Consider the following 25,817-nt stretch of genomic DNA (forward strand, 5'->3'; position numbering starts at 1 on the left):
TATTTTTTTGTCTATCTAAGTCCTTTTTTATTGCAATATGACAGGTTGTCACATATAATGACACTGTGTCATAAAAGTGGAAAAAGGAGGGAATAACATGCCAAAACCAACTTTCTTCCGATTAGAGGAAGAAAAACAAGAAAAGATACTAAACGCAGCGAAAAAAGAATTTTCAACGGTTCCGATTCACGAAGTATCCATTGCTAATATTATTAAAACAGCTGATATTCCTAGAGGCAGTTTTTATCAATATTTCGATGGGAAAGATGATGTGTTTTTCTATTTATTTGACTTGTTGTTGGACGAACCAGAACGCTATTTACTAGAAGTATTTGAACAAACACAAGGGGACTTATTAGCAAGTTTTAATGCTTTTTTTGATTACTTTTCTGAGGTTGTCTTATTTGGTGAAGATGCTTTGTTTTATAAGAATATCTTTTTACATATGGATTACAGAGGAAGTAACCGCATGATTCATTCAGATGAAGAGGTCAAAGCTCATACGGAACATATTCATAAGCACAGAAAAGACCAGACAATGACTATGAATCGTTTATACGAAGGACTTAATAAGAAACAATTGAAAATAGAGAGTGAGCATGACTTTAAGTTATTATTTAAATTGATCTTATCTATTATGTTTTCATCCATTAACGAGGGGTACCGGATGCAGTTACGAGAAGGGGACATAAAAATAGAAGAAATAAAAGAAGCCTTTCATCTAAAGCTATCATGGCTTAAGTATGGGGTTCATCAAATGAAGGAGGAAGACGATGAAAAAGATAATTAAAAAAATGTCAATCACAGCCATCATAGCAGCGATTGGTTTTATGGTTGTTCAAATTTTATGTGATTTATACTTACCAACACTGACATCTAATATTATTGATAAAGGTGTCACACAAGGAGATATTCCTTATATTTGGCGAGTGGGAATGGTGATGTTAGGCGTGTCACTTATTGGTATTATCGCGTCTATCATTAATACCCTCATAGCAACAAGAGAGTCTCAAAAACTAGGAAAAAAATTACGTCATGAGATTTATGAAAAAGTAGAATATTCTTCTGATGAAGGGTTTGATAAAGTCGGGACAGCTTCTTTGATAACAAGGACAACGAACGATGTGAATCAAATTCAAATGGTAAGTCAAATGTTTTTGAGGTTAATGATTAATGCGCCTATTACCTTAGTAGGTGCTAGTTTCCTTGCTTTTCAGAGAGATAGAGAATTAACGAAAATATTCTTAGTGATTATTCCTTTATTACTATTAGTAGTTGGTGGCACGATGGCTGTCGCAACGCCTCTGTTTAAAAGTCTACAAGGTAAGACTGACCGATTAAACTTAGTTTTTCGTGAAGGTTTAACAGGGGTCAGAGTTATCAGAGCTTTTAATCAATCGGAATTTGAAGAAGAGCGATTTGATAAAGCCAACAAAGATTACACACAAACTGCTGTGAAAGTAAATATTATTATGAGCTTTTTAATGCCAGTTATTACATTAATTATCAGTTTAACGAATGTGTCGATCATTTGGTTTGGTGGTCATAATATCGCTAATGGGACTCTTGAAGTGGGGAACATGATGGCCTTTATGACTTATGCCATGCAAATTTTAATGAGCTTTATGATGATGGCGATGATTTTTATCTTTGTACCAAGAGCTCAAGCCTCAGCTGTTAGGATTAATGAAATATTGGATATGCCTAATACGATTACAGATAAAGAGACGACTCAAGATGTACCAGAAGAAGCCAGTCTTACTTTTGATCAAGTTGATTTTAGATATACTGGTGCAGAAAACTTAGCCTTAGAAGGCGTTGATTTTCATGCTAAACCAGGTGATACAGTAGCGATTATTGGGGGGACAGGTTCAGGTAAAACCTCTCTAGTTAACTTGATTCCAAGGTTTTACGATGTGGAATCAGGGGCTGTAACAATAGGGGGTACGCCTGTCACAGAGATGGCTCAAAAAGAATTACGAGACGTTGTTGGTTTTGTTCCTCAAAAAGCGATGCTCTTTTCAGGTACTATTAGAAGTAATTTACTTTATGGTAAAAAAGATGCGACAGAAGAAGAGATGTGGGAAGCTTTACGCATTGCTCAAGCAGCCTCTTTTGTAGAAGGGTTAGAAGATGGTTTAGATAGTATCGTTGAACAGGGGGGTAATAACTTTTCTGGAGGCCAAAAACAAAGATTGTGTATTGCACGGGCATTAATCAAACCAGCTAAGGTCTATGTTTTTGATGACTCTTTTTCTGCTCTTGACTTTAAAACAGATGCCGCATTAAGAGCGACTTTGAATGAGGAAATCACGAATGTGGTTAAAGTGATTGTGGCACAACGTATTAGTACAGTCGTGGATGCGGACATTATTTTGGTTCTAGACGAAGGGAAAATGGTGGGTAAAGGAACCCATAATGAGTTAAAAGAAACAAACACCATTTATCAAGATATTATTAACTCTCAGTTGAGAGAGGAGGAAATTGCGTGAGACCAGGACCAGGACCAAAAGGAAAAGTAGAGAAACCAAAGAATTTTTGGAAAACAACCAAACGTTTGTTATCCTACATGTCATCAAAAATTTACCTGATTGTATTAGTTTTTGTATTAGCCATAGTCTCTACCGTATTTCAAATAAGAACACCTAAGATATTGGGGCAAGCAACAACAGAAATCTTTAAAGGGTTAATGGAAGCAAGAGCTAGCCGACAACAAGGAATAGTACTCGATACGATTCCCATAGATTTTGATAAAATATTCCAAATATTACTTATTGTATTAGGCATGTATGCTGTTGCGGCAATCTTTAGTTTCTTGCAACAGTTTATTATGACAAAAGTGTCTCAAAGTACTGTTTATACTATTCGTAAAGAGTTAAAAGGAAAAATGACCAATGTGCCTATTTCGTATTATGATACGCACTCAAATGGTGATATTTTATCTCGAGCTATTAACGATATGGATAATATTGCAGGTACCCTACAACAAAGTTTAACCCAATTTGTAACGAGTATTATAATGTTTGTTGGTGTGCTGTGGATGATGCTTTCAATTAGTTGGAAATTAACTCTAGTGGCTCTTGCGACGCTGCCATTGAGTTTACTTGTAACGATGGTTATAGCCCCACGGTCTCAAAAATACTTTTCAACACAACAAAAAACATTGGGGTTATTAAATAATCAAATTGAAGAAAGTTATGGCGCACATACAGTGGTTAAAAGCTTTAATCAAGAAGAAGATAACTTAAAGATGTTTGATGAAAAAAATGAGGAACTGTATAAAGTGGGCTGGAAAGCACAGTTTATTTCAGCTATGATCATGCCGTTAATGAACTTCATTAAAAATATTGGGTATGTCTTTGTTGCAGTCATTGGTGGGATTCAAGTATCTCAAGGAGTGATTCCATTAGGAGATATTCAAGCCTTTATGCAGTACATGAATCAATTCGCTCAACCAATCAGCCAATTGGCTAATCTGTTGAATACCTTACAGGCAACGATTGCTTCAGCTGAACGCGTGTTTGAATTATTAGATGAAGAAGAAATGACACAAGAAAAAGTACCTCATACGACACCAGCTAACCTTTCAGCTAAAGTTGTTTTTGATAACATGGCATTTGGCTATGAAGAAGATAAATTGTTAATGACAGATTTTAATCTTGATGTGTTTGAAGGGCAAAAAGTCGCCATAGTTGGACCAACTGGAGCCGGTAAAACAACGATTATCAATTTATTAGAACGATTTTATGATGTGAATGAAGGTCATATATACTTTGAAGGAAACGACATTAGAAATATGACGCGAGAAGAATTAAGAAGTCATTATTCGATGGTTCTTCAAGAAACATGGTTATTTACAGGTACCATTTATGATAATATTAAATACGGTAATATGAATGCAAGTCATGAAGACGTTATTCGGGCAGCAAAAGCAGCAAGAGCGGATGATTTCATTAGACGATTACCAGATGGATATGATACGATACTAAATGAAGAATCAAGTAACATTTCACAAGGACAACGTCAATTAGTAACGATAGCTAGAGCTTTCTTAGCTAATCCAGAGGTCTTGATTTTAGATGAAGCGACATCTAGCGTGGATACTAGAACAGAAATACTGATTCAACAAGCAATGGATGAATTATTGAAGGGACGCACAAGTTTTGTTGTGGCTCATCGACTTTCAACTATCAGAGATGCTGATAATATTATTGTGATGGACAAAGGACAAATCATTGAAACAGGAAATCATGATGTCTTAATGGAAAAAAATGGATTTTACGCGGACCTATATAATAGCCAATTCAGTAATAATGTAGCAATTTAATTAGAAAAGCGAAAATTAGTTGTTTCTTTTATGTTTTAAACATATATTATTAGTGTTGCAGAAAAAAGTGTCGATAAAAGCACTAAGAGAAGAATAGGTTTATTATTTAGGAGGAAGGAACTTTATGGGAATCTTTTCGTTAGACCCAAACACTGAAGTATCATCAGTCGCCATTAAAGTAAGAGATTTTGAACGCATGGTAGGTTTTTACCGATACATTATTGGCTTAGATGTACTAAGTGAAGAAAATGATATGGCTATAATGGGGATAGGCCAACAAAAACGAAAAATAATAGGATTAATTGCTACGCCAGAGGGAGAAGAAGATTCAAATACTCAGACAGGTTTGTATCATATGGCGTTAGTATTTCCAGAACAAGAACAATTAGCAGCATTTGTCAAACATTTAATGTCTAAAAACTATCCAATCGAAGGTCAAAGTGACCATGGATACTGTAAGTCTATTTACATCAATGATCCAGAAGGCAACCGCTTAGAATTTAGCTGGGACAGACCAAAAGAAACATGGCCAATGCGTGAAGGAAAAATTGACGGAGTCACTAAAGAACTTGATTTACCAAGGATATTAAATAAAATTTCTGGAACATTTGAAAAACTTCCTGTAGAGACAAAAATAGGACATGTTCATCTAAACGTGCTTGATTTAGAAAAAAGTTATGATTTCTATGTCGATTCTTTAGGATTTTGTATCAAGGACGATCACTTCAAAAACAAACATTTCTTAACGGTGGATGATTACCATCATCAAGTGGCACTAGAAGAAAGTATGCCAACGATGGATATGACAGTAAGAGATGATGATTTAGGAGTCGATCATATTACGTTTAAAGTTCAAAGCATTGAAAATTTATTAGAACTTAGAGACAATTTAAACGAAAACAAGCAAACCTTCTATTTTAATAAAGGGAAAAAAATTATTGGTATCAGTGATCCAAGTGGTATCCAACTGTGGTTTAGAGTATTTAAATAAGATGAAAGACAAAATGAAGCCTTCATTTTGTCTTTTTTTAGATAGAATTGAGGGGTTAGAAACAATGTATGAGAAGACAATAGATAGTATTCGTTTATTAATTAAGGACGGCATTATACCTGGTGCTTCGTTTTCTTTTATCAACCAAAATGAGACCATGCGTCATTACATGGGTAATAAGCAAATGGCTCCATATATAGAGCGACTAAAGGAAGAGACCTTATACGATATGGCCTCCCTAACAAAAGTGATAGGTACGAATACTGTCCTGCTAAAAATGAAAGAAGAGGGACTGATTGATTGGGATGACGCCTTGAGTCAGCATTTACCGGAGTGGCAAGATACAACAGTGACATTACGGCATTTATTAACACATACATCGGATATTAACCCCTTTATACCTAGGAGAAATGAATTAAGTAAATCTGAATTAAGACAAGCCGTCTTATCTCTATCCTCAGGGGATAAGAGAGGCTTAGAGGTTGTCTACACAGATATAGGAACTGTGTTGTTGGGTTTTATGATAGAACATAGCTACCAACAACCAGTCCAAAAAGTAATAGAGGAACAAGTATTGATCCCTTTAGGAATGAAAAATAGCACATTTTCTCCTAGTAACCCAAAAGATGTGGCGCCTACTGAATATAGGAAAGATAGAGGCATGATTCAAGGGGAGGTTCATGATCCTAAAGCCTTTATTTTACAAGAAACGTGTGGTAGCGCAGGGCTATTTTCAACCCTTTGTGACACGGAAAAGTTTGTTCAGATGATGCTTCAACAAGGGAAGACAGAGGAGACTTTTTACTTGAAAGCATCTACGATCATGTCTCTATTACAAGATTATACTCCTTTAGGTAACCAAGAGAGAAGTTTAGGTTGGGACATTAAATACAACAATCATAACGGCGTTCCTATGTTATTTCATACAGGTTATACAGGTACCTTCATTTTGATGGATATCGTTAATCGAGAAGCTTTTATCTTCCTATCAAATCGAGTGCATCCCATGGATAACAGAATAGAGTACTTAGAGAAGCGGGATGAGATGATTAGTATTTATTTAAATGAAAAGACGTAGGTTAAAAAAAATGTTATACTGAATGCAAGACTATGTATGAGGTGAAGAGAATGATAGAACCGTTATTTTTACAACCAGTGTTTCAGGAGAAAATTTGGGGAGGTAGCAAGTTAAGTACAGTCTTTGACTACGACTTAACGAGTGACAAAGTAGGCGAGTGTTGGGCGATTAGCGCGCATCCACATGGTGTGTGTGAAGTGTCTAGTGGAGAATTCAAAGGACAATTACTAGATAAATTGTGGCAAGAACAACCAGACTTATTTGGTCATCCTACTGAGCCTGTGTTTCCTTTATTGACGAAAATATTAGACGCTTCTGATGATTTATCGGTTCAAGTCCATCCAGATGATTTATATGGGCAAGAACATGCAGGGGAACTAGGTAAGACGGAATGCTGGTATATCATTGATGCAGAACCGGGCTCAGAAATTATTTATGGGCATCATGCCAAAACAAAAGAAGAACTGGCTGAGATGATTGTGTCCGGTCAATGGGACCATCTTTTACGAAAAATTCAAGTTAAACCTGGCGATTTTTACTTTGTGCCAAGTGGTACGATTCATGCTATTGGAAAAGGGATTATGATTTTAGAAACACAACAAAGCAGCGACACAACTTACCGTGTCTATGATTATGACCGAAAAGATGACAGTGGAAATACCAGAGAACTGCATATTCAACAGTCTCTAGATGTAACAACTGTTCCTCATGTGGATCCGACACTAGCCATTAAGGAAGTATCACAAGGTGGATCAAGTGTGACAACGTATATCACTTCAGATTATTTTAACGTCTATGAGTGGAATGTTTCAGGCATACTTAAACTGAAAGCCCAAGCCCCTTATACTTTAGTGAGTGTGCTGGATGGTTTTGGCTACTTGTATCTAAATGATGAAAAACAAGGGTTTGATTTGCAAAAGGGCACTCATTTTATCTTACCAAATAATATCACAAATTGGCGTTTAGAAGGGGATATGAGAATTATCGCTTCAGAACCAGGCAAAAAAAATAGACACTAGAGGTTATCCTCTGAGTGTCTTTTTTTATTAAATTAATTCTGATAATGGTGTAAATACTTTATCTTGGTCAAGAGCGACTTGTTCATAGGTTAATTGCCCTTTGTAAGTATTCACGCCTAGATACAGCGCCTTATTGTCTTGTACAGATTGGACAAAGCCTTTATTGGCAAGAGTCACAATATAAGGCAAGGTATTATTTGTGAGTGCTAAGGTAGAGGTTCTAGAAACAGCCCCAGGCATGTTTGCTACAGCATAGTGAACCACCCCATGCTTGATGTAAATAGGGTTTTCATGGGTGGTTACCTCATCCGTTGTTTCAAAAATACCGCCTTGGTCAATGGCAATATCGATAATAACTGAACCTGGTTTCATTTGTTTTACCATGTCTTCAGTCACAAGACGTGGGGCTTTTCTACCAGGTATTAAAACAGCCCCAATCACAAGGTCAGCCATTTTGACAGATTGTTCGATATTATAAGGATTAGACATAACTGTTTCAATTGAATTACCAAAGATGTCCTCTAGTTGTGCTAATCGTTGAGAGTTAACATCTAAAATACGTACTTTCGCGCCGAGACCAATCGCCACTTTCGCAGCATTTGCTCCAGCATTACCGCCACCGATAATAACGATGTTCCCTTTAGCGACACCTGGAACAGAAGATAGTAAGATGCCAGAACCCCCGTTTGTTTTTTGTAAGAAAAACGCGCCAGTTTGAGGAGCCATACGTCCAGCAATTTCAGACATAGGAGTTAATAATGGCAAACTTCCATTGTCTAGTTGGACTGATTCATAAGCGATTGATGTAACCTTGTTCTGTAATAAAGCATCTGTCAGGGTAGTATTTGGAGCTAAGTGTAAGTAAGTAAAAAGTATCAAGCCTTCTTTAAAATAAGTAAATTCACTTGGCATAGGTTCTTTTACTTTTAAGACCATGTCAACATCCCAGGCTTCTTTGGCGGTCTGAGTAATGACGGCTCCCATGTCGCTGTAGTGTTCGTCGGTAAAACCAGACCCTTCTCCTGCGCCAGTTTCTACAAAAACGTTGTGCTGATTATTAACTAGCTCTTGTACAAAGGGAGGAGTTAAAGCAACTCGGTTTTCATTGTTTTTGATTTCTTTTGGTATTCCTATTTTCATTAATGGTCACTCCTATAAGTTAAACTAAATTAGTTTCTTATATTAGTATACACTTAATCAAGTATTTGTCCTAATGATATATTAAAAACAAATGAAAAGAACCCGATTGTTTTTAATCGAGTTCTTCTAATAGGAAGGTTTTATTGTATTTTTTTTCCATAGCCATGTTAATCAAACGAAGGGCGAGTTGTTTGTTTTTAGAAAGTAGTGGTCCGTGTGAATAAGAGCCAATCACATTTTTGTAAATGACACCTTCCGAGCCATCTTGCCCATTGTTTCCATGCCCTTTAACCATTTTACCTAAAGGTTGTTCCCCTTCACCTAAAAAAGTCATGCCATTGTGGTTTTCAAAACCGTAGTACGTTTCATTAAAGGTTTCATTGTAAATTTCAATATCGCCAATGAATCGGTTGTTATCTTGACTGAGAGTATAATGAGGTAAGGCATGGATGCCTTCAATTTTTTCACCCTTAGCGCCAATATAATAGTCACCAAGTAATTGATACCCACCACAGATGGCAAGCATGACACCGTCATTTTCGATGTAGTTCGTTAAGGCCTCTTTTTTATGTTGAATGTCTTTTGACACAATGCCTTGTTCAAAATCTTGCCCGCCACCAAAAAAGACAAAATCATAATTAGCCTCATTAAAAGGTTCATGGATACTGATAATTTCTGTGTTGACATGGATGCCTAATTTTTTAGCGTAGTGATTAATAATTAAGAGGTTACCATTATCCCCATAGGTATTAAGAAGATTGCCGTACAAATGACAGACATTTAATTCATAAGTTGCCATATTAATTCTCCTCCTTAATATATCCTGCTTGAATCAATTCTTTACGTAGTGATAGAACAGCAGTGTAGGTTGCTAGGATATAAACATGTTTAGTTGGTGCTTGTTTGATGCCTTCAATTACTTCTGCCATGGTTTGTTTTTCCACCAGTTTTTCAGGATCAATACCTGCAACTTCTAGACGAAGGGTCATATCTTTATGACGCATGCCACCTGTCATCACAAGGGGAATATCTAGCTCGCCTAAATCTTCCATTTGACTGTCCCAAATCCAACTAACATCAATACCGTCTGCATAATTGTCATTTAGTAAAGCCGCCATAGAGAATTGGAAAGGAGAGAGCTTCATCGTTTCAATGACTTGATTCAAGCCAACAGGGTTTTTAACGAGTACAAGAGTACATTCTTTGTCATCAATATGAATGACTTCTTGACGACCAAAGACTTTTTCGTCATAAGCTAACCCTTTGCGAATGTTGTCTGGTGAAATATTGTAGTGTTCAGCAACGGCTGTCGCTGCTAGAGCGTTGTAGACGTTATACATGCCTCCTACTTCTAATTGATACCTATTGTCATCAATAGTGAACTCAGAAGATGTGTTTGTTACAGCATGAATTTTCGTTAACTCTATGCCTAACTCTGGACGCTTAAAGTCACAGTTAGGGCAGTAGTAGTTACCTAAATTACTGTAAGTGATCATTTTATAGTGTAAAATGTGATGACAATTAGGACAAAGTACCCCATCCGTGTTGTAATGCGCCATTTGTTCATGTTCTTCTTCGTGATTGAATCCGTAATATTTTCTAGGATTGACAGTATCAATGGAATGGAAAATTGGCAAATCGCCATTCATTAGGATCGTTGCCTCAGGTGCTTTTTTAGCCCCGTCAACAATTAATTGATAGGTCGTATAAATTTCACCATATCGGTCCATTTGGTCACGGAAAATATTAGTGAATAAAAACAATTCTGGTTTAATAAATTCAGTGACTTTACTTAAACTGGCTTCATCTATTTCTAACACGGCAAAGTTTTTCTTTCCAGGTTGTTTTTTACCAGATAAGAATGTAGAAACAATCCCTTGAACCATATTAGCACCCGTTGTGTTCGTTAAAACATGACCGACTTCTTGTTCTAATACGTTGACCGTCAGAGCTGTGGTCAAGGTTTTACCGTTCGTTCCAGTCACAACAATCACATGATAGTCCTTTGCTAGAGAATCGAGAATATTTGGATCCAGTGCTAAAGCGAGTTTACCAGGTAAACTACTCCCACCTTTTAAAAATGTTTTTAAGAACCACTGTGTGGAACGTCCCACAAACGTGGCAAAGCTACTGCGTAGCGTCATAATCAATTCCTCCTACATTAACATTAACTTATTCATGATACCATAAATTATTTTGAATGGAGGAAAAAAAGGCTAGAGATAAAGGAAATTTTAGATACTTTTTTTAACGTACGAGATTTATGAACGAATAATGAAGCATTTGTTAAAAATCACTTTCTTATTACAAGTAATTATCTTTGCAATTTATATAGTCATTAGCTATACTAAAGCCCATTAGAAATAAATGGTTAAAAGATCCTTTAAATCAATTAATCATAACGAAAGGGAGAGATTTGATGGATAAGAAATGGTTATTGGGAGCAACAGCTCTCGTAGCAACTGCCGTACTGGTGGGATGTGGATCAAAAGAAGCACCAAAAGCAGCAAAAGAAAAGAAAGATAAGGATACGTTTACGTATGCTATAAGTGGGGATCCGTCTTCGATGAACCCGATTAATGTTGGGGATCGTTGGGGATTAACGGTTACTAACTTGATTTATTCACCCTTAGTTCGTATTGAAGGGGATGGTCAAGAGAAAATGGAATTAGCAGATAGTGTAACGCCTGCTGAGGATGGTAAATCATTGACGGTTAAACTGAAAAGTGATATTCACTGGTCTGATGGGGAACCATTAACAGCAGATGATGTGGTCTTTACCTATCAAGAAAAAGTGAAAAAAGAAAACGGTGGATCAGACGCTTTATGGATTGGTGATAAACCAGTTGAAGTAGAAAAAGTTGATGATGTGACCGTTAAGTTTAATCTTCCATCTGTAAGTGCCGCAGCAATAAATAATATTGCAACGGAAACCTATATTATTCCAGAACATATTTTTAAAAATGAAACTGACTTTTCAGGATCAGAGCTACAAGCAGATCCTGTGGGAACTGGTCCGTATAAATTAACGAATTATAAACGAGGAGAATACCTTCAGTTTGAAGCCAATGAGGATTATTTTGGTGGCCAAGTGAAAGTACCTAAAGTAACATTACGTATTATAAGTAACGCAGACACAACCAAAGTAGCCTTACAAAAAGGGGAAGTAGATGCTTCGTTCTTGTTACCTAATAACATTAAAGACATTGAGGCCTCTGATTTAGACACGTATATCTATAGCGAAAACCGTGTAGGATATATGGGAGTCAATAATAACTCAGAGAAATTGAAAGACGTTAAAGTTAGACAAGCTATTTTTTATGCGTTGAACAAAGATGAATTGAATACAGCAGGGTACCTATCTACTGATTACTACGATAATGTGTACAGTATATTGCCTCCACAAAATCCTTTTGCTACAGAGGATGTGGAAAAATACGAAACAGATGTAGAAAAATCAAAGGCATTATTACAAGAGGCTGGAGTGAAAGAGTTGAAACTTAACCTAGCCTTCACCTCAGATGATCCCGTGCAAACAATTCAAGCTACTTTAATTCAGCAACAACTCCAAAAAGCAGGCATTACATTAGAATTAGCTGGTGGAGATGGCGCTGCGATGTTTGCGGAAATGGGAAAACCTGATACGACAAAATATGATTTGTTTATGGGTGGGTACATTATGGGTAATGACCCAGATTTATACTCTTCTCTATTCAAATCAGATGGCTCTGCCAATTATTTTAAATACCATAGTGATGCAGCAGATGCTCTGTTTGATGAAGGGGCTGTGGCGTTAGATCCAGCCAAACGTAAAGAAATTTATGCCGATTTACAGAAACAAATTGCAGCAGATGCTACCTTTTATCCGATTGTAGATAGTAAAAAAGTATTAGCTGTTAATAAAGCAGTTCAGGGAATTGAAGAGGCTAAATTGGTGCCAATTTATACATTTGAAGACGCATCGAAAATCTCGATTAAATAAAAGACTTATAGCTTTGCTATCTTATGATAAATCGACTAAGATAGCAGAGTTTTTTTACACGTTATGATAAAAAGGATGTGAGCTTATGGCAAAATATGTGTTAAAACGAATCTTACAAGTGATACCACTATTGGTGGTAGTCTCTTTTATTGTGTTTTCATTAATCAATTTATCGCCTTATGATGTGATAGATTCTATTACAACACCGAATATGTCCAGTGAGACAGTAGAGATGTTGAGAGCAAAACATGGGTTGGATAAACCCTTTTTAGTTCAGTATGTTTTATGGCTGAAGCAAATTGTCAGTGGCGATTTTGGTTATTCTCTTGCGACACAACAGAACATTGGGGCAGAACTAATGACGCGAATCCCAAATACAATCAAGTTAATTTTACCGGCTTATGTGACAGCACTCGTATTATCCATTGTTTTAGGATTGGTTGCTGGGGCAAATAAAGGAACATGGATTGATCGAGTGATTGATGGTATTTGCTCGATTGGTATCTCAATGCCGACCTTTTGGTTTGCTATGTTATTAATCTATTTATTTGGTTATAAATTAGATTTGTTACCGATTATTGGTATGCATACTGTTGGAAAAGAGGATTCTTTCCTTGATTTCTTACAACACTTTATCATGCCTTATATTGTGCTAGTTGTTGGTTTCTTCCCGGATCTGACAAGGTATGTTCGTTCGTCAACCTTATCTCAATTATCTGAAGATTATGTTATGGTACAACAATCCTTTGGGGCAACTAAGAGAGAGATTTTCTTCAAACATGTCAGTAAAAATGTGTTATTGCCTATTGTGACACAAATAGGTTTGGCTTTACCTATGCTTGTGACAGGCGCGATTATCACAGAAAGTATTTTTGGTTGGCCAGGGATTGGTCCGTATTTAATGGCAGCAACAAAAGCACTGGATTATCCAGTCATTATGGCCATCATGTTATTATCAGCTACCCTTGTTATTGTGGGGAATTTAATATCAGATGTCTTGTATTCAGTGGTAGATCCACGTATTAGTCAGGGGGATAACTAATGGATAACACATCGAAATGGCGAAAAGTATTGCAACAAAAACCGAGTTATTACCTTCCAATTATTTTTTTAACGCTCCTGCTTTTACTTGCAGTCTTTGCGTTTCTCATTCCTATTGACCCTAATGCAACGGACGTATCCTCAATGTCTCAAGCACCAAGTGGAAAACATCTTTTTGGAACAGATGAAATTGGCCGAGATTACTTTATCCGTGTGATTTATGGTGGGCGTATTTCTTTACTAGTAGGTGTGTTAGCCATGCTTGCCTCAACCTTTATTGGTACATTAGTGGGACTTATTGCAGGATATTATGGCGGCGTGGTGGATAGTATTTTAATGCGTTTTGTGGATATTTTATCATCGATCCCTTGGTTAGTCCTTGTCATTGTATTAAGCGTCTTGCTAAAACCAGGACTAGTCACCATTATTTTTGTGATTGGTGTTTTTTCGTGGATGAACATTGCTCGATTAATTAGAGCAGAAACGCTATCTGTCAAACAAAGAGAATACGTCATATATGCTCAATTTATTGGAGTTAAAGATCATGTGATTATCCGAAAACATATCTTACCTGCTGTGTTATCAACGTTAATAGTGGCAGCAACAGGTAGTATTTCGGGAGCAATCATGACGGAATCAGCGTTAAGTTTTTTAGGAATAGGCATTCAACCTCCAGTCGCTTCGTGGGGAAGTTTACTTCAAAATGCCCAAGGTAGTCTACAACAAGCGCCTCATATGGCACTTATACCAGGGATTTGTATTATATTAACCGTGTATTCATTTAACAGTTTAGGTAATTATCTAAGAGAAGTCGTTTTACTGGAGGGATAGGAAAATGAAGGAAGAGCTAATCCATTTAAAAAATATGTCAGTTGCTATTGATACAAAAGGGGAAAAAACAAAGCACTTGATTCGAGGCATTGATTTGAGTGTGCCGCGAGGAGAGATTGTGGGAGTTGTTGGAGAATCAGGGAGTGGTAAGAGTATTACTATGAAGGCTCTAATGAATCTATTACCAGAGAATGCTACTGTGTCTTACGATACTTTTTTATTTGATGGACAAGAGCATCCGTTAGGTGGTAATGGCCCAACGATCTCAGCTGCGATGATTTTCCAAGATCCAATGACCTCTCTTAATCCATTGCGTACCATTGGTTATCATTTAATTGAAGTGGTGAGAAGAAAACAAGGGGTGTCTAAAAAGGAAGCAGAAACGTTAGCGATAAAAGAGTTAATAAAAGTGGGGATTCATTTACCTGAAAAAAGAATGACACAATACCCACATGAATTATCAGGAGGGATGCGTCAACGGATTATGATCGCCATGGCTCTTTTGGCAAAGGCAGATTTATTAATAGCTGATGAGCCCACGACAGCGCTGGATGTGACTATCCAAGCCCAAATACTCCAACTAATCAAACAACTACAACAAGAAGAGCATTTGACGGTCATTTTGGTGACCCATGATTTCGGTATTGTAGCAGGAATGTGTGACAGCATCAAGGTCATGTATAACGGGAAAATCGTAGAAGAAGGCTTAATAGATGAGGTGTTTTATCAACCCCAACATCGTTACACTCAGGAATTATTAAAAGCCATTCCAAATGGGACGAGTAATGAGCGGTTATATTCTTTGGATGAAACCCGTCGTGTGACACTTTCTGATGAGGCGAAAGAGATGAGAAAAGTATCTGATACTCATTTTGTGTTAGTGGAAGGAGATAGTAAGAATGATTGAGACAAAAGAACCCTTAATTGAGTTAAAAAATATTAAACGTTATTTTCCAGTCACCAATACATTTGGGCAAGTTGTGACAGAGGTGAAAGCCATAGATTCTATTTCTTTAACAATAGAAGAAGGAGAGACGCTAGGTCTAGTAGGGGAGTCTGGTAGTGGTAAAACAACTTTAGGTCGAAGTATTTTACAATTAGAGCGCATTGATTCAGGTGAGATTTATTATAGGGGACGTTCTTTGTCAGCGTTATCTGAATCAGATAAAAAAAAGGTCTTAAAAAACATGCAGATTATTTTTCAAGACCCGTATTCTTCTCTTAATCCAAGAGTCACTGCCTTAAATCAAGTATTAGAACCGTTGTTGTTACATTATAGTAAAGAAGAGTCCTTGCTAAAAGCTAAGGCTATTTTAAAACAAGTGGGATTAGATGACGCCTCTTTTAATAAGTACCCAAGAGAATTTAGTGGGGGTCAACGGCAAAGAATAGGGATTGCTAGAGCAGTAGTCGTTAATCCAGAGTTTATTTTATGCGATGAGCCTATTTCTGCCCTTGATGTGTCAATTCAGGCACAAATTATTAATTTGTTGATGGACTTACAAAAAGAATTTGGTCTAACGTATCTGTTTATCTCACATGATTTATCCATGGTTCGTTATATTTCAGATCGTATTGCAGTGATGTATTTAGGGAAATTAGTCGAACTAGGACCAACAGAGGCTATCTTTAATCATCCGCAACATGCTTACACTAAAAAATTACTTCAAGCTATTCCAATAGCGGATCCTATCAAAGCAAGACAAGCCTTTCAGGAGCCAATCTTAAGTGAAAACATTCAATTAAGTGATACAATAGAGTGGGTGGAGGTTACACCTGGTCATTATTATGCAAAGGAGTAGTGTCATGAGTGAAGAGAAACTATTGTTAGTTCAAGGGGAAAAAGGAATGGAATTACCAAGAGATGGTGAAAACTGGGTCATATTAAAAGATTTAGGTTATTCACCTGTTCAAAGTTTAGTGGCTGCTGTTGGTTCTTGTGGCGCCTATGTTTACCAATCTATTTTAGAAAAATCTCGTATTCCTTATCGGTTTGAAAAAGTAGAAATCGATTACGTCAGAGATGAAGAAAAAGAAACGGAACCGGTTAAAGAAATTACTTTAGTTTTTTTTGTAGAAGTAGAAGAAAGTAAACAAGGACGGGCAGAACGAGGGTTAGCTATGGTAAGTAAGTATTGTCCTGTGATGCAAAGTATCGATCCAAACATAGTAGTGACGGAAAAAGTTGTCTTTATTTAAAAGAATCAAAAAAAAGCGTGGACCATAAAGGTTCACGCTTTTTATTAGCCAATAATAATTTTTTCTGTTGGATAGAGGTAACCATGATCTTGTCGTTCTTTTGGTACAAAAATCATTAAAGTATAAAGCATACCGATACGACCAATAAACATGAGTAGGGCAATAACGAGTTTACCAATAAATGTCAGGTCTGGGGTTATCCCTAATGATAAGCCGGTTGTCCCAAAGGCAGAGGCAACTTCGACGATAATGGCAATCATGCTTTGATTTTCTGTAATCGTTAGAATAAGCACGGCGATAAAACACATCGCTATAGAAAGATTAAAGACCACAACCGCTTTTTTGATGTCTTTTTCATCAATCCGTCGGTTAAAAATCGTCACGTTTTCCTCACTTTTAACAAAAGACAACATATACAGTCCAAGAATCGCGATGGTTGTTGTTCGGACACCACCGCCCACAGAACTTGGGCTACAACCGATAAACATTAACATAGAGAAGATAAGTAATGTTGGGACTTGGAATAAAGCCAAATCATTTAGTTGAAGACCGGCATTACGTGTGGTGGTTGAATAAAACATAGACGTCATTAGTTTTTGAGTGAAAGACATATCAGCAAATAGATGATTGCGCTCAAGTAAAAAGATAATGACAGTTCCAAAGACAAAAAGAAGCAAATAAATACTAATCGCTAGTTTACTAAATAAAGAAAAACGAAAAGGCAGTGATTTTGGTTCTCGTTTATAGAAAAGCCATTCTTTTATTTCCATAATCACTGGAAAGCCAATACCTCCCACCATGATAAGGAAAATAAGAATACTTAAAAATAAATAATCATTGGCATAGGGTGCCGCAGAGTAACCTGTCACATCAAATCCAGAGTTCGTCACAGCAGAGATTGCTTGATAGAACCCTTGGAAAATGGAATCCCCAATCGTTGGATGATGCCCTGTAAAATAAAAACGAATAGAAAAAACAATCCCAAAAATAAGTTGTAAGGCTAATAAGGTAAAGACTGTGCTCTTAATCAGGCGTACGGTTCCGCTTAAGCGGGGTTGATTCATGTCCGTCATAATTAATTGCCGTCGTTTTAATGAAATCCGTCGTCTGGATAATATGAAGAAAAAGGTAGAGAACATCATAATACCTAGTCCCCCAATTTGAAACATGATCTCAAGAAGGATAATCCCTCGCTGATTATAAACAGAACTGATATCAAACGTGCTAAGTCCTGTAACGCTCACTGTACTGACGGACATGAAAAATGTATCAAAAACAGATACCTCTGCGTCCGGCTGCTGAAAGAATGGCAGACTAAGTAGAATAAAAGCAACCAGTGTCATAATGACATAATAAGTAAAAATAATTTGAATACTAGAAAAATGTTTGTTGATAAAATGATTACTGATACGTTTAATACGAAAGAGAGACCATCTTTTCTTCATCAATGCTACGCTCCTTTATTGAGTGCCATATATCAAAACAGTATAGCAAGTTTTTTTGAAACAAACTAGGGTAAAATGAAAGCTTGTTTTATAACGCTTAATAGAGTCCCTTTTCCCCTTTGTTTGTTGACTCTTGAAGTTTGTTAAATAAAACCGTTCTAGCGATATTATCAGCACCTTTATTTTTTTGATCAGGTAGCCATTCGATAAAAACAGGTGGTAGTTGTTCGAGATACCCTAGAGCTGTCACTAGGTATTCTTTAAAAATCTCCTTTTTGACAAAGGCTTTTTCCATAGCATCCACCACAAGTCGACTATCTGAATAGATAATTATCAGGTGTTCTTTTGAATAATGATCGACACAGTACTTTAAAGCGAAACATAAAGTTTCAAATTCTGCGGAGTGATTATCTTTAGCTGCTAAAGGGATAGGGATGGGTGTTTGCTTGGAATCATTAATAATAACCATCCCGCCACCACTTTTTTCATAGATAGGATGTGTTGCTGCATCAATATAAATTTTAATCATAATGCCCTCCATTTTTGATGTATAATAAGAATGAGTATGGTAAGATAGTTAAGAAAAATAGTAAGTGGAGGTAAGTATGGGGACAAATAAAATACATGTTTTTAGATACCAACCTGAACTTTCTGACACGGTTATTTACTGGTCTTTAACACTCGTTCTCTTTTTTCTAAGTATGATCGGGTTATTAGAACGACAAGGTAGAATTAATATATTTAGCATTTTTACGTTCCTTTTATTTTTATTTTTTTCTTACATAGGAACAAGAAGAAAAATGATTCTAACACAGGAGCAATTAAATGTTTATGCTATATTAAAAAAGAATCAATATCAAATAGAATTAGAACAAATAGAAACAGTGTTAGTTGGTAGTCACGGTGTCACAATAAAAACAAAAGAAACTGATTTTGCTTATTTAATGTTTAAAAAATCAAAAAGCAAACTAGTTGAACAACTAGACAAAGAAAGTCAGTTTAAAGGGACTATTTTAAGCGTAGAAAAAAGTGTTGACTAAATGTTAGTCAACACTTTTTGTTTCAATTACTTTTACATGAGAGGCTTGAGCACCTCTTGAACCTTCTTTAATTTCAAATGTCACTTGTTGTCCTTCAAACAATGTTTTAAAACCTTCTTGATCAATTGCTGTAAAATGAACAAAGACTTCTTCATCTTCTCCATATATTATAAAACCGTACCCCTTTTTGACGTCAAACCATTTTACAATACCGTTAGTCATTTTACATTCCTCCAATGGTTTTTTGCTATGCTCCCCTCTATTATACGTTCTAAAAAATATAAGGTCAAACATATATCAAACATTAAGTAAAGAGACTACTCAAAAAGGAACTTAGTTAAAACATATTAGAAGATGAAATTATGGTTCTCTTACGAATCGGAAAGTGATATAGTAAAACAGTTAAGGTTAGTAAAGACAATAACTCCTATTTTTAAATAAGAAAGGAAAGCTCGAGATGATATATTATATAGTATTAATTGCTCTTTCTGTTGGATTAGATCAATGGGTGAAGTGGTGGATAGAAGGAAACGTACCGCTTTATGATGTTTTAGGAAGTAATGGAGTAATGACATTAACGCACATAAGAAATAGTGGCGCTGCCTGGAGTATATTAGAAGGAAAGATGTGGTTTTTCTATATTATTACAGTGATTGCTTTAGGTATTTTTAGTTTCCTACTATATAAGAACCGTTTTAACAGTAAGTGGTTAACGATTGGCCTAAGTTTGATTATCGGAGGGACCTTAGGGAATTTTATTGATCGAGTGAAACAAGGCTTTGTTGTTGATATGTTTCAATTTGAATTTATTAACTTTCCGATTTTTAACATAGCAGATATCTTTTTATGTGTGGGAGTAGGTTGTCTCTTTGTTTATATCTTGTTCTTCGAAGATAAAAAGTAAACAAAGAAGAGTCTTTTTAAAATAAGAATGGTTCCTTGCTAATTATGATGTTAATGTAGTAGAATACAAGTATAAATAAAACGCAAGGAAGATGTCTTATGACTAATCACGTTGTAGAAGAGGCTGTACAAAAACTAAAAGATTCAAATATAAGAATCACGCCTCAAAGATATGCTATTTTAGAGTATTTGATAGAAGCGGACAGTCATCCAACCGCAGATGAAATATACAAACACTTGGAACATCGTTTTCCTAATATGAGTGTTGCTACTGTTTATAATAACTTACGACTATTTACAGAAATTGGTTTTGTCATAGAAATGGCTTATGGGGACGCTTCAAGCCGCTTTGATTTTGCTTCAAGCAAACATTATCATGCTTTATGTGATGAATGCGGGAAAGTAGTTGATATTCATTATCCTGGATTAGAGGATGTAGAAGCAGCGACTGAACAGTTAACTGGCTTTAAAATAAGAGATCATAGGCTTGAACTGTATGGCATATGTCCGGAATGTCAAAGTAAACAAAAGTAGCAATTAGAAATAATTGCTACTTTTTTATTTTTTTTCAAAAAAGTACTTGCATTTTTATTCAAGAGTTGATATATTAATACATGTCGTTGAAAACAAACGGCAAATTAAATAACGAAAAATATTTTCAAAAAAGTTCTTGACTTGTTATTGAAACTTTGATATTATAACTAAGTCAGCAAGAAGTCAGTTAAAATTAAATAACAAAACTCCTTGAAAACAACTTTTAAAAAATAAAAAATATTTTTAAAAAAGTTCTTGACAACATCTAAACGAAATGTTAAGATAAATGAGTTGCTAAAACAACTTGATTTAGACCTTTGAAAACTGAACAAAGTAAGACGAACCAAATGTGTAGGTGTTTTTACGAAAGTAAAAATAACCAGAATTATTATAGTGAAGAAATATCGCTAGCAAGTTTTAAAATGAGCTAAACATCTTCGGATGTTATCATAACTTTTATTGAGAGTTTGATCCTGGCTCAGGACGAACGCTGGCGGCGTGCCTAATACATGCAAGTCGAACGCAACTATTTTCACCGGAGCTTGCTCCACCGAAAATAGTTGAGTGGCGGACGGGTGAGTAACACGTGGGCAACCTGCCCATCAGAGGGGGATAACACTTGGAAACAGGTGCTAATACCGCATAATTCGTTTTCTCGCATGAGAAGATGATAAAAGACGCTTCGGTGTCACTGATGGATGGGCCCGCGCTGCATTAGTTAGTTGGTGGGGTAATGGCCTACCAAGACCGTGATGCATAGCCGACCTGAGAGGGTGATCGGCCACACTGGGACTGAGACACGGCCCAGACTCCTACGGGAGGCAGCAGTAGGGAATCTTCGGCAATGGACGAAAGTCTGACCGAGCAACGCCGCGTGAGTGAAGAAGGTTTTCGGATCGTAAAACTCTGTTGTTAGAGAAGAACAAGTGGGAGAGTAACTGTTCCCACCTTGACGGTATCTAACCAGAAAGCCACGGCTAACTACGTGCCAGCAGCCGCGGTAATACGTAGGTGGCAAGCGTTGTCCGGATTTATTGGGCGTAAAGCGAGCGCAGGCGGTCTTTTAAGTCTGATGTGAAAGCCCTCGGCTCAACCGAGGAAGGTCATTGGAAACTGGGAGACTTGAGTGCAGAAGAGGAGAGTGGAATTCCATGTGTAGCGGTGAAATGCGTAGATATATGGAGGAACACCAGTGGCGAAGGCGACTCTCTGGTCTGTAACTGACGCTGAGGCTCGAAAGCGTGGGGAGCAAACAGGATTAGATACCCTGGTAGTCCACGCCGTAAACGATGAGTGCTAAGTGTTGGAGGGTTTCCGCCCTTCAGTGCTGCAGTTAACGCATTAAGCACTCCGCCTGGGGAGTACGACCGCAAGGTTGAAACTCAAAGGAATTGACGGGGGCCCGCACAAGCGGTGGAGCATGTGGTTTAATTCGAAGCAACGCGAAGAACCTTACCAGGTCTTGACATCCTTTGACCACTCTAGAGATAGAGCTTTCCCTTCGGGGACAAAGTGACAGGTGGTGCATGGTTGTCGTCAGCTCGTGTCGTGAGATGTTGGGTTAAGTCCCGCAACGAGCGCAACCCTTATTGTTAGTTGCCATCATTTAGTTGGGCACTCTAGCGAGACTGCCGGTGATAAACCGGAGGAAGGTGGGGATGACGTCAAATCATCATGCCCCTTATGACCTGGGCTACACACGTGCTACAATGGACAGTACAATGAGTTGCGAGACCGCGAGGTTTAGCTAATCTCTTAAAGCTGTTCTCAGTTCGGATTGTAGGCTGCAACTCGCCTACATGAAGCCGGAATCGCTAGTAATCGTGGATCAGCATGCCACGGTGAATACGTTCCCGGGCCTTGTACACACCGCCCGTCACACCACGAGAGTTTGTAACACCCAAAGTCGGTGAGGTAACCTTCGGGAGCCAGCCGCCTAAGGTGGGATAGATGATTGGGGTGAAGTCGTAACAAGGTAGCCGTATCGGAAGGTGCGGCTGGATCACCTCCTTTCTAAGGAATATTACGGAAACACATTGGCCGTTACTTACTTTGTTCAGTTTTGAGAGGTCTACTCTCATTATTATTCATCCCGGGGCCTTAGCTCAGCTGGGAGAGCGCCTGCCTTGCACGCAGGAGGTCAGCGGTTCGATCCCGCTAGGCTCCATTGATGATTTTTTTGTGTCATCAATTTGATTTGTTCATTGAAAACTGGATAGTTGAAGTTAGACATCAACATAAACCGAGAACACCGCGTTGAACAGTTGTTTTTTAAAAACTACTGTGAAATGTGTCGATAGATTAGATATCGCTATCTAACTATTGATAAAAATTAGTAATACAATCTAACCGTAGGTTAGAAAAGGTTAAGTGAATAAGGGCGCACGGTGGATGCCTTGGCACTAGAAGCCGATGAAGGACGGGACTAACACCGATATGCTTTGGGGAGCTGTAAGTAAGCTATGATCCAGAGATTTCCGAATGGGGGAACCCAGCATCTTTAATAGGATGTTACTTTCAAGTGAATACATAGCTTGTTAGAGGTAGACGCAGAGAACTGAAACATCTAAGTACCTGCAGGAAGAGAAAGAAAAATCGATTTCCTTAGTAGCGGCGAGCGAAACGGAAACAGCCCAAACCAACAAGCTTGCTTGTTGGGGTTGTAGGACTCAGCTGTGGTAGCTGTTGTGAATAGTCGAATCGACCTGGAAAGGTCAGCCGAAGAGGGTAAAAGCCCTGTAGACGAAATTGACAACACACCTATGAGTATCCTGAGTACGGCGGAACACGAGAAATTCCGTCGGAATCCGGGAGGACCATCTCCCAAGGCTAAATACTCTCTAGTGACCGATAGTGAACCAGTACCGTGAGGGAAAGGTGAAAAGCACCCCGGAAGGGGAGTGAAATAGAACCTGAAACCGTGTGCCTACAAGAAGTCAAAGCCCGTTAATGGGTGATGGCGTGCCTTTTGCAGAATGAACCGGCGAGTTACGATTGCATGCGAGGTTAAGCTGAAGAAGCGGAGCCGTAGCGAAAGCGAGTCTGAATAGGGCGAATTAGTATGTAGTCGTAGACCCGAAACCATGTGACCTACCCATGTCCAGGTTGAAGGTGTGGTAAAACACACTGGAGGACCGAACCCACGTACGTTGAAAAGTGCGGGGATGAGGTGTGGGTAGCGGAGAAATTCCAAACGAACTTGGAGATAGCTGGTTCTCTCCGAAATAGCTTTAGGGCTAGCCTCGGAATTAAGAATGATGGAGGTAGAGCACTGTTTGGACTAGGGGCCCATCTAGGGTTACCGAATTCAGATAAACTCCGAATGCCATTCATTTATATCCGGGAGTCAGACAGTGAGTGATAAGATCCATTGTCGAAAGGGAAACAGCCCAGACCACCAGCTAAGGTCCCAAAATATATGTTAAGTGGAAAAGGATGTGAGGGTGCACAAACAACTAGGATGTTGGCTCAGAAGCAGCCACCATTTAAAGAGTGCGTAATAGCTCACTAGTCGAGTGCCCTTGCGCCGAAAATGTACCGGGGCTAAACATATTACCGAAGCTGTGGATAGAACCATTAGGTTCTATGGTAGGAGAGCGTTCTAAGGGCGTTGAAGCCAGATCGTGAGGACTGGTGGAGCGCTTAGAAGTGAGAATGCCGGTATGAGTAGCGAAAGACAGGTGAGAATCCTGTCCACCGAATGACTAAGGTTTCCTGGGGAAGGCTCGTCCTCCCAGGGTTAGTCGGGACCTAAGCTGAGGCCGACAGGCGTAGGCGATGGACAACAGGTTGAGATTCCTGTACCCGTTTGATTTGTTTGAACAATGGAGGGACGCAGGAGGTTAAAGGATCGCACTGTTGGATATGTGCGTTCAAGCAACAAGTCTTAGTAAGAGTCAAATGCTTTTACTTTTAAGGACAAGTTGTGATGAGTAGGGAAATATAGTACCGAAGTCCTGATATCACACTGCCAAGAAAATCTTCTAGTTAGAATTAAACGGCCCGTACCGCAAACCGACACAGGTAGTCGAGGAGAGAATCCTAAGGTGAGCGAGAGAACTCTCGTTAAGGAACTCGGCAAAATGACCCCGTAACTTCGGGAGAAGGGGTGCTAAACGCAAGTTTAGCCGCAGTGAATAGGCCCAAGCGACTGTTTATCAAAAACACAGGTCTCTGCAAAATCGAAAGATGACGTATAGGGGCTGACGCCTGCCCGGTGCTGGAAGGTTAAGAGGATGGGTTAGCAATAGCGAAGCTCAGAATTGAAGCCCCAGTAAACGGCGGCCGTAACTATAACGGTCCTAAGGTAGCGAAATTCCTTGTCGGGTAAGTTCCGACCCGCACGAAAGGCGTAACGATTTGGGCACTGTCTCAACGAGAGACTCGGTGAAATTTTAGTACCTGTGAAGATGCAGGTTACCCGCGACAGGACGGAAAGACCCCATGGAGCTTTACTGTAGTTTGATATTGAATGTTTGTGACACATGTACAGGATAGGTAGGAGCCGTAGAGCTCGGAACGCTAGTTTCGAAGGAGGCAATGGTGGGATACTACCCTTGTGTTATGACCATTCTAACCCGCGCCACTTATCGTGGCGGGAGACAGTGTCAGATGGACAGTTTGACTGGGGCGGTCGCCTCCTAAAGAGTAACGGAGGCGCCCAAAGGTTCCCTCAGAATGGTTGGAAATCATTCGTAGAGTGCAAAGGCAGAAGGGAGCTTGACTGCGAGAGCTACAACTCGAGCAGGGACGAAAGTCGGGCTTAGTGATCCGGTGGTTCCGCATGGAAGGGCCATCGCTCAACGGATAAAAGCTACCCTGGGGATAACAGGCTTATCTCCCCCAAGAGTTCACATCGACGGGGAGGTTTGGCACCTCGATGTCGGCTCGTCGCATCCTGGGGCTGTAGTCGGTCCCAAGGGTTGGGCTGTTCGCCCATTAAAGCGGCACGCGAGCTGGGTTCAGAACGTCGTGAGACAGTTCGGTCCCTATCCGTCGCGGGCGTTGGAAATTTGAGAGGAGCTGTCCTTAGTACGAGAGGACCGGGATGGACACACCTCTGGTGTACCAGTTGTTCTGCCAAGGGCATTGCTGGGTAGCTATGTGTGGAAGGGATAAACGCTGAAAGCATCTAAGCGTGAAGCCCCCCTCAAGATGAGATTTCCCATTTCTTTAAGAAAGTAAGACCCCTGAGAGATGATCAGGTAGATAGGCTAGAAGTGGAAGTGCAGTGATGTACGGAGCGGACTAGTACTAATCGGTCGAGGACTTAACCAAGATTTAAGCG

At 38.6% G+C, this 25,817-nt stretch carries 21 protein-coding genes, 1 tRNA gene and 2 rRNA genes; 18 read left to right on the plus strand and 6 right to left on the minus strand.

What is annotated here, in order from left to right; translation table 11 throughout:
• Positions 1-97 precede the first annotated feature (97 nt).
• The 6 genes from ACVWM0_RS03090 to manA all read left to right on the plus strand — a co-directional run bounded on the left by ACVWM0_RS03090 (position 98) and on the right by manA (position 7,415).
• Positions 98-790 carry a TetR/AcrR family transcriptional regulator gene (locus ACVWM0_RS03090; RefSeq protein WP_476473182.1) on the plus strand — a complete coding sequence of 231 codons (693 nt, stop codon included), beginning with the start codon at positions 98-100 and terminating at the stop codon, positions 788-790.
• Positions 774-2,492: an ABC transporter ATP-binding protein gene (locus ACVWM0_RS03095; protein ID WP_476473183.1), complete on the plus strand. Its 1,719-nt coding sequence runs from the start codon at positions 774-776 to the stop codon at positions 2,490-2,492. Before ACVWM0_RS03090 ends, ACVWM0_RS03095 begins: the two co-directional genes overlap by 17 nt.
• Complete coding sequence (locus ACVWM0_RS03100; protein WP_476473184.1) at positions 2,489-4,327, plus strand: ABC transporter ATP-binding protein; 1,839 nt, start codon at positions 2,489-2,491, stop codon at positions 4,325-4,327. Before ACVWM0_RS03095 ends, ACVWM0_RS03100 begins: the two co-directional genes overlap by 4 nt.
• Positions 4,328-4,451: 124 nt before the next feature.
• Positions 4,452-5,318, plus strand: a complete 867-nt coding sequence (locus ACVWM0_RS03105) for a VOC family protein (RefSeq protein WP_476473185.1) — start codon at positions 4,452-4,454, stop codon at positions 5,316-5,318.
• A gap of 64 nt (positions 5,319-5,382) precedes the next feature.
• Positions 5,383-6,396 carry a serine hydrolase domain-containing protein gene (locus ACVWM0_RS03110; protein ID WP_476473186.1) on the plus strand — a complete coding sequence of 338 codons (1,014 nt, stop codon included), beginning with the start codon at positions 5,383-5,385 and terminating at the stop codon, positions 6,394-6,396.
• Between the two features lie 50 nt (positions 6,397-6,446).
• Complete coding sequence (gene manA, locus ACVWM0_RS03115) at positions 6,447-7,415, plus strand: mannose-6-phosphate isomerase, class I (protein WP_476473187.1); 969 nt, start codon at positions 6,447-6,449, stop codon at positions 7,413-7,415.
• 27 nt (positions 7,416-7,442) lie between these two features.
• Here manA and ald read toward each other — a convergent pair whose 3' ends face one another.
• From ald to ACVWM0_RS03130, 3 genes are all read right to left on the minus strand, one after another.
• A complete protein-coding gene (gene ald, locus ACVWM0_RS03120; protein WP_476473188.1) occupies positions 7,443-8,555 on the minus strand; it encodes an alanine dehydrogenase in 1,113 nt (370 codons plus the stop codon).
• 112 nt (positions 8,556-8,667) lie between these two features.
• The gene (locus tag ACVWM0_RS03125; protein WP_476473189.1) at positions 8,668-9,354 is read right to left on the minus strand and encodes a type 1 glutamine amidotransferase; all 687 of its coding nucleotides are present in this window, start codon (positions 9,352-9,354) and stop codon (positions 8,668-8,670) included.
• Position 9,355: 1 nt separating this feature from the next.
• Positions 9,356-10,699 (minus strand): MurT ligase domain-containing protein, encoded by a 1,344-nt coding sequence (locus ACVWM0_RS03130; RefSeq protein WP_476473190.1) that lies wholly within the window; start codon positions 10,697-10,699, stop codon positions 9,356-9,358.
• A 275-nt stretch (positions 10,700-10,974) separates the two neighbouring features.
• On the opposite strand from ACVWM0_RS03130, the gene ACVWM0_RS03135 reads away from it, so the two are divergent.
• The 6 genes from ACVWM0_RS03135 (at position 10,975) to ACVWM0_RS03160 (ending at position 16,608) form a co-directional block, all read left to right on the plus strand.
• Positions 10,975-12,537 carry an ABC transporter substrate-binding protein gene (locus ACVWM0_RS03135; RefSeq protein WP_476473191.1) on the plus strand — a complete coding sequence of 521 codons (1,563 nt, stop codon included), beginning with the start codon at positions 10,975-10,977 and terminating at the stop codon, positions 12,535-12,537.
• 85 nt (positions 12,538-12,622) lie between these two features.
• Positions 12,623-13,579, plus strand: coding sequence for an ABC transporter permease (locus ACVWM0_RS03140; RefSeq protein ID WP_476473192.1), 957 nt, complete (start codon positions 12,623-12,625; stop codon positions 13,577-13,579).
• Positions 13,579-14,409: an ABC transporter permease gene (locus ACVWM0_RS03145; RefSeq protein WP_476473193.1), complete on the plus strand. Its 831-nt coding sequence runs from the start codon at positions 13,579-13,581 to the stop codon at positions 14,407-14,409. The genes ACVWM0_RS03140 and ACVWM0_RS03145 overlap by 1 nt, the downstream gene beginning before the upstream one ends.
• A gap of 4 nt (positions 14,410-14,413) precedes the next feature.
• Complete coding sequence (locus ACVWM0_RS03150) at positions 14,414-15,316, plus strand: ABC transporter ATP-binding protein (RefSeq protein WP_476473194.1); 903 nt, start codon at positions 14,414-14,416, stop codon at positions 15,314-15,316.
• A complete protein-coding gene (locus ACVWM0_RS03155) occupies positions 15,309-16,211 on the plus strand; it encodes an ABC transporter ATP-binding protein (protein WP_476473195.1) in 903 nt (300 codons plus the stop codon). The genes ACVWM0_RS03150 and ACVWM0_RS03155 overlap by 8 nt, the downstream gene beginning before the upstream one ends.
• 4 nt (positions 16,212-16,215) lie before the next feature.
• Positions 16,216-16,608: an OsmC family protein gene (locus ACVWM0_RS03160; RefSeq protein ID WP_476473196.1), complete on the plus strand. Its 393-nt coding sequence runs from the start codon at positions 16,216-16,218 to the stop codon at positions 16,606-16,608.
• A 44-nt stretch (positions 16,609-16,652) separates the two neighbouring features.
• On the opposite strand, the gene ACVWM0_RS03165 is transcribed toward ACVWM0_RS03160, so the two are convergent.
• Both ACVWM0_RS03165 and ACVWM0_RS03170 read right to left on the minus strand, forming a co-directional pair.
• Complete coding sequence (locus ACVWM0_RS03165) at positions 16,653-18,053, minus strand: TrkH family potassium uptake protein (RefSeq protein ID WP_476473197.1); 1,401 nt, start codon at positions 18,051-18,053, stop codon at positions 16,653-16,655.
• 97 nt (positions 18,054-18,150) lie between these two features.
• Entirely contained in the window at positions 18,151-18,582 is a 432-nt protein-coding gene (locus tag ACVWM0_RS03170) for a ribonuclease HI family protein (RefSeq protein WP_476473198.1), read from the minus strand.
• Positions 18,583-18,658: 76 nt separating this feature from the next.
• On the opposite strand from ACVWM0_RS03170, the gene ACVWM0_RS03175 reads away from it, so the two are divergent.
• Positions 18,659-19,093 carry an EbsA family protein gene (locus ACVWM0_RS03175; RefSeq protein WP_476473199.1) on the plus strand — a complete coding sequence of 145 codons (435 nt, stop codon included), beginning with the start codon at positions 18,659-18,661 and terminating at the stop codon, positions 19,091-19,093.
• Between the two features lie 3 nt (positions 19,094-19,096).
• On the opposite strand, the gene ACVWM0_RS03180 is transcribed toward ACVWM0_RS03175, so the two are convergent.
• Positions 19,097-19,315 carry a cold-shock protein gene (locus ACVWM0_RS03180; RefSeq protein WP_476473200.1) on the minus strand — a complete coding sequence of 73 codons (219 nt, stop codon included), beginning with the start codon at positions 19,313-19,315 and terminating at the stop codon, positions 19,097-19,099.
• A gap of 235 nt (positions 19,316-19,550) precedes the next feature.
• Here ACVWM0_RS03180 and lspA point away from each other — a divergent pair, with 235 nt between their 5' ends.
• The 5 genes from lspA to ACVWM0_RS03205 all read left to right on the plus strand — a co-directional run bounded on the left by lspA (position 19,551) and on the right by ACVWM0_RS03205 (position 25,807).
• The gene (gene lspA, locus ACVWM0_RS03185; protein WP_476473201.1) at positions 19,551-19,997 is read left to right on the plus strand and encodes a signal peptidase II; all 447 of its coding nucleotides are present in this window, start codon (positions 19,551-19,553) and stop codon (positions 19,995-19,997) included.
• Positions 19,998-20,095: 98 nt separating this feature from the next.
• Positions 20,096-20,530 (plus strand): Fur family transcriptional regulator, encoded by a 435-nt coding sequence (locus ACVWM0_RS03190; RefSeq protein WP_476473202.1) that lies wholly within the window; start codon positions 20,096-20,098, stop codon positions 20,528-20,530.
• A 455-nt stretch (positions 20,531-20,985) separates the two neighbouring features.
• Positions 20,986-22,543 (plus strand): 16S ribosomal RNA (locus tag ACVWM0_RS03195).
• A gap of 81 nt (positions 22,544-22,624) precedes the next feature.
• Positions 22,625-22,697, plus strand: a tRNA-Ala gene (locus ACVWM0_RS03200).
• Between the two features lie 197 nt (positions 22,698-22,894).
• Positions 22,895-25,807 (plus strand): 23S ribosomal RNA (locus tag ACVWM0_RS03205).
• The 16S and 23S rRNA genes sit together here with 1 tRNA gene alongside, the layout of an rRNA operon.
• The last annotated feature ends 10 nt before the right edge of the window (positions 25,808-25,817 follow it).

The sequence above is a fragment of the Vagococcus sp. 211 genome (assembly GCF_056322705.1).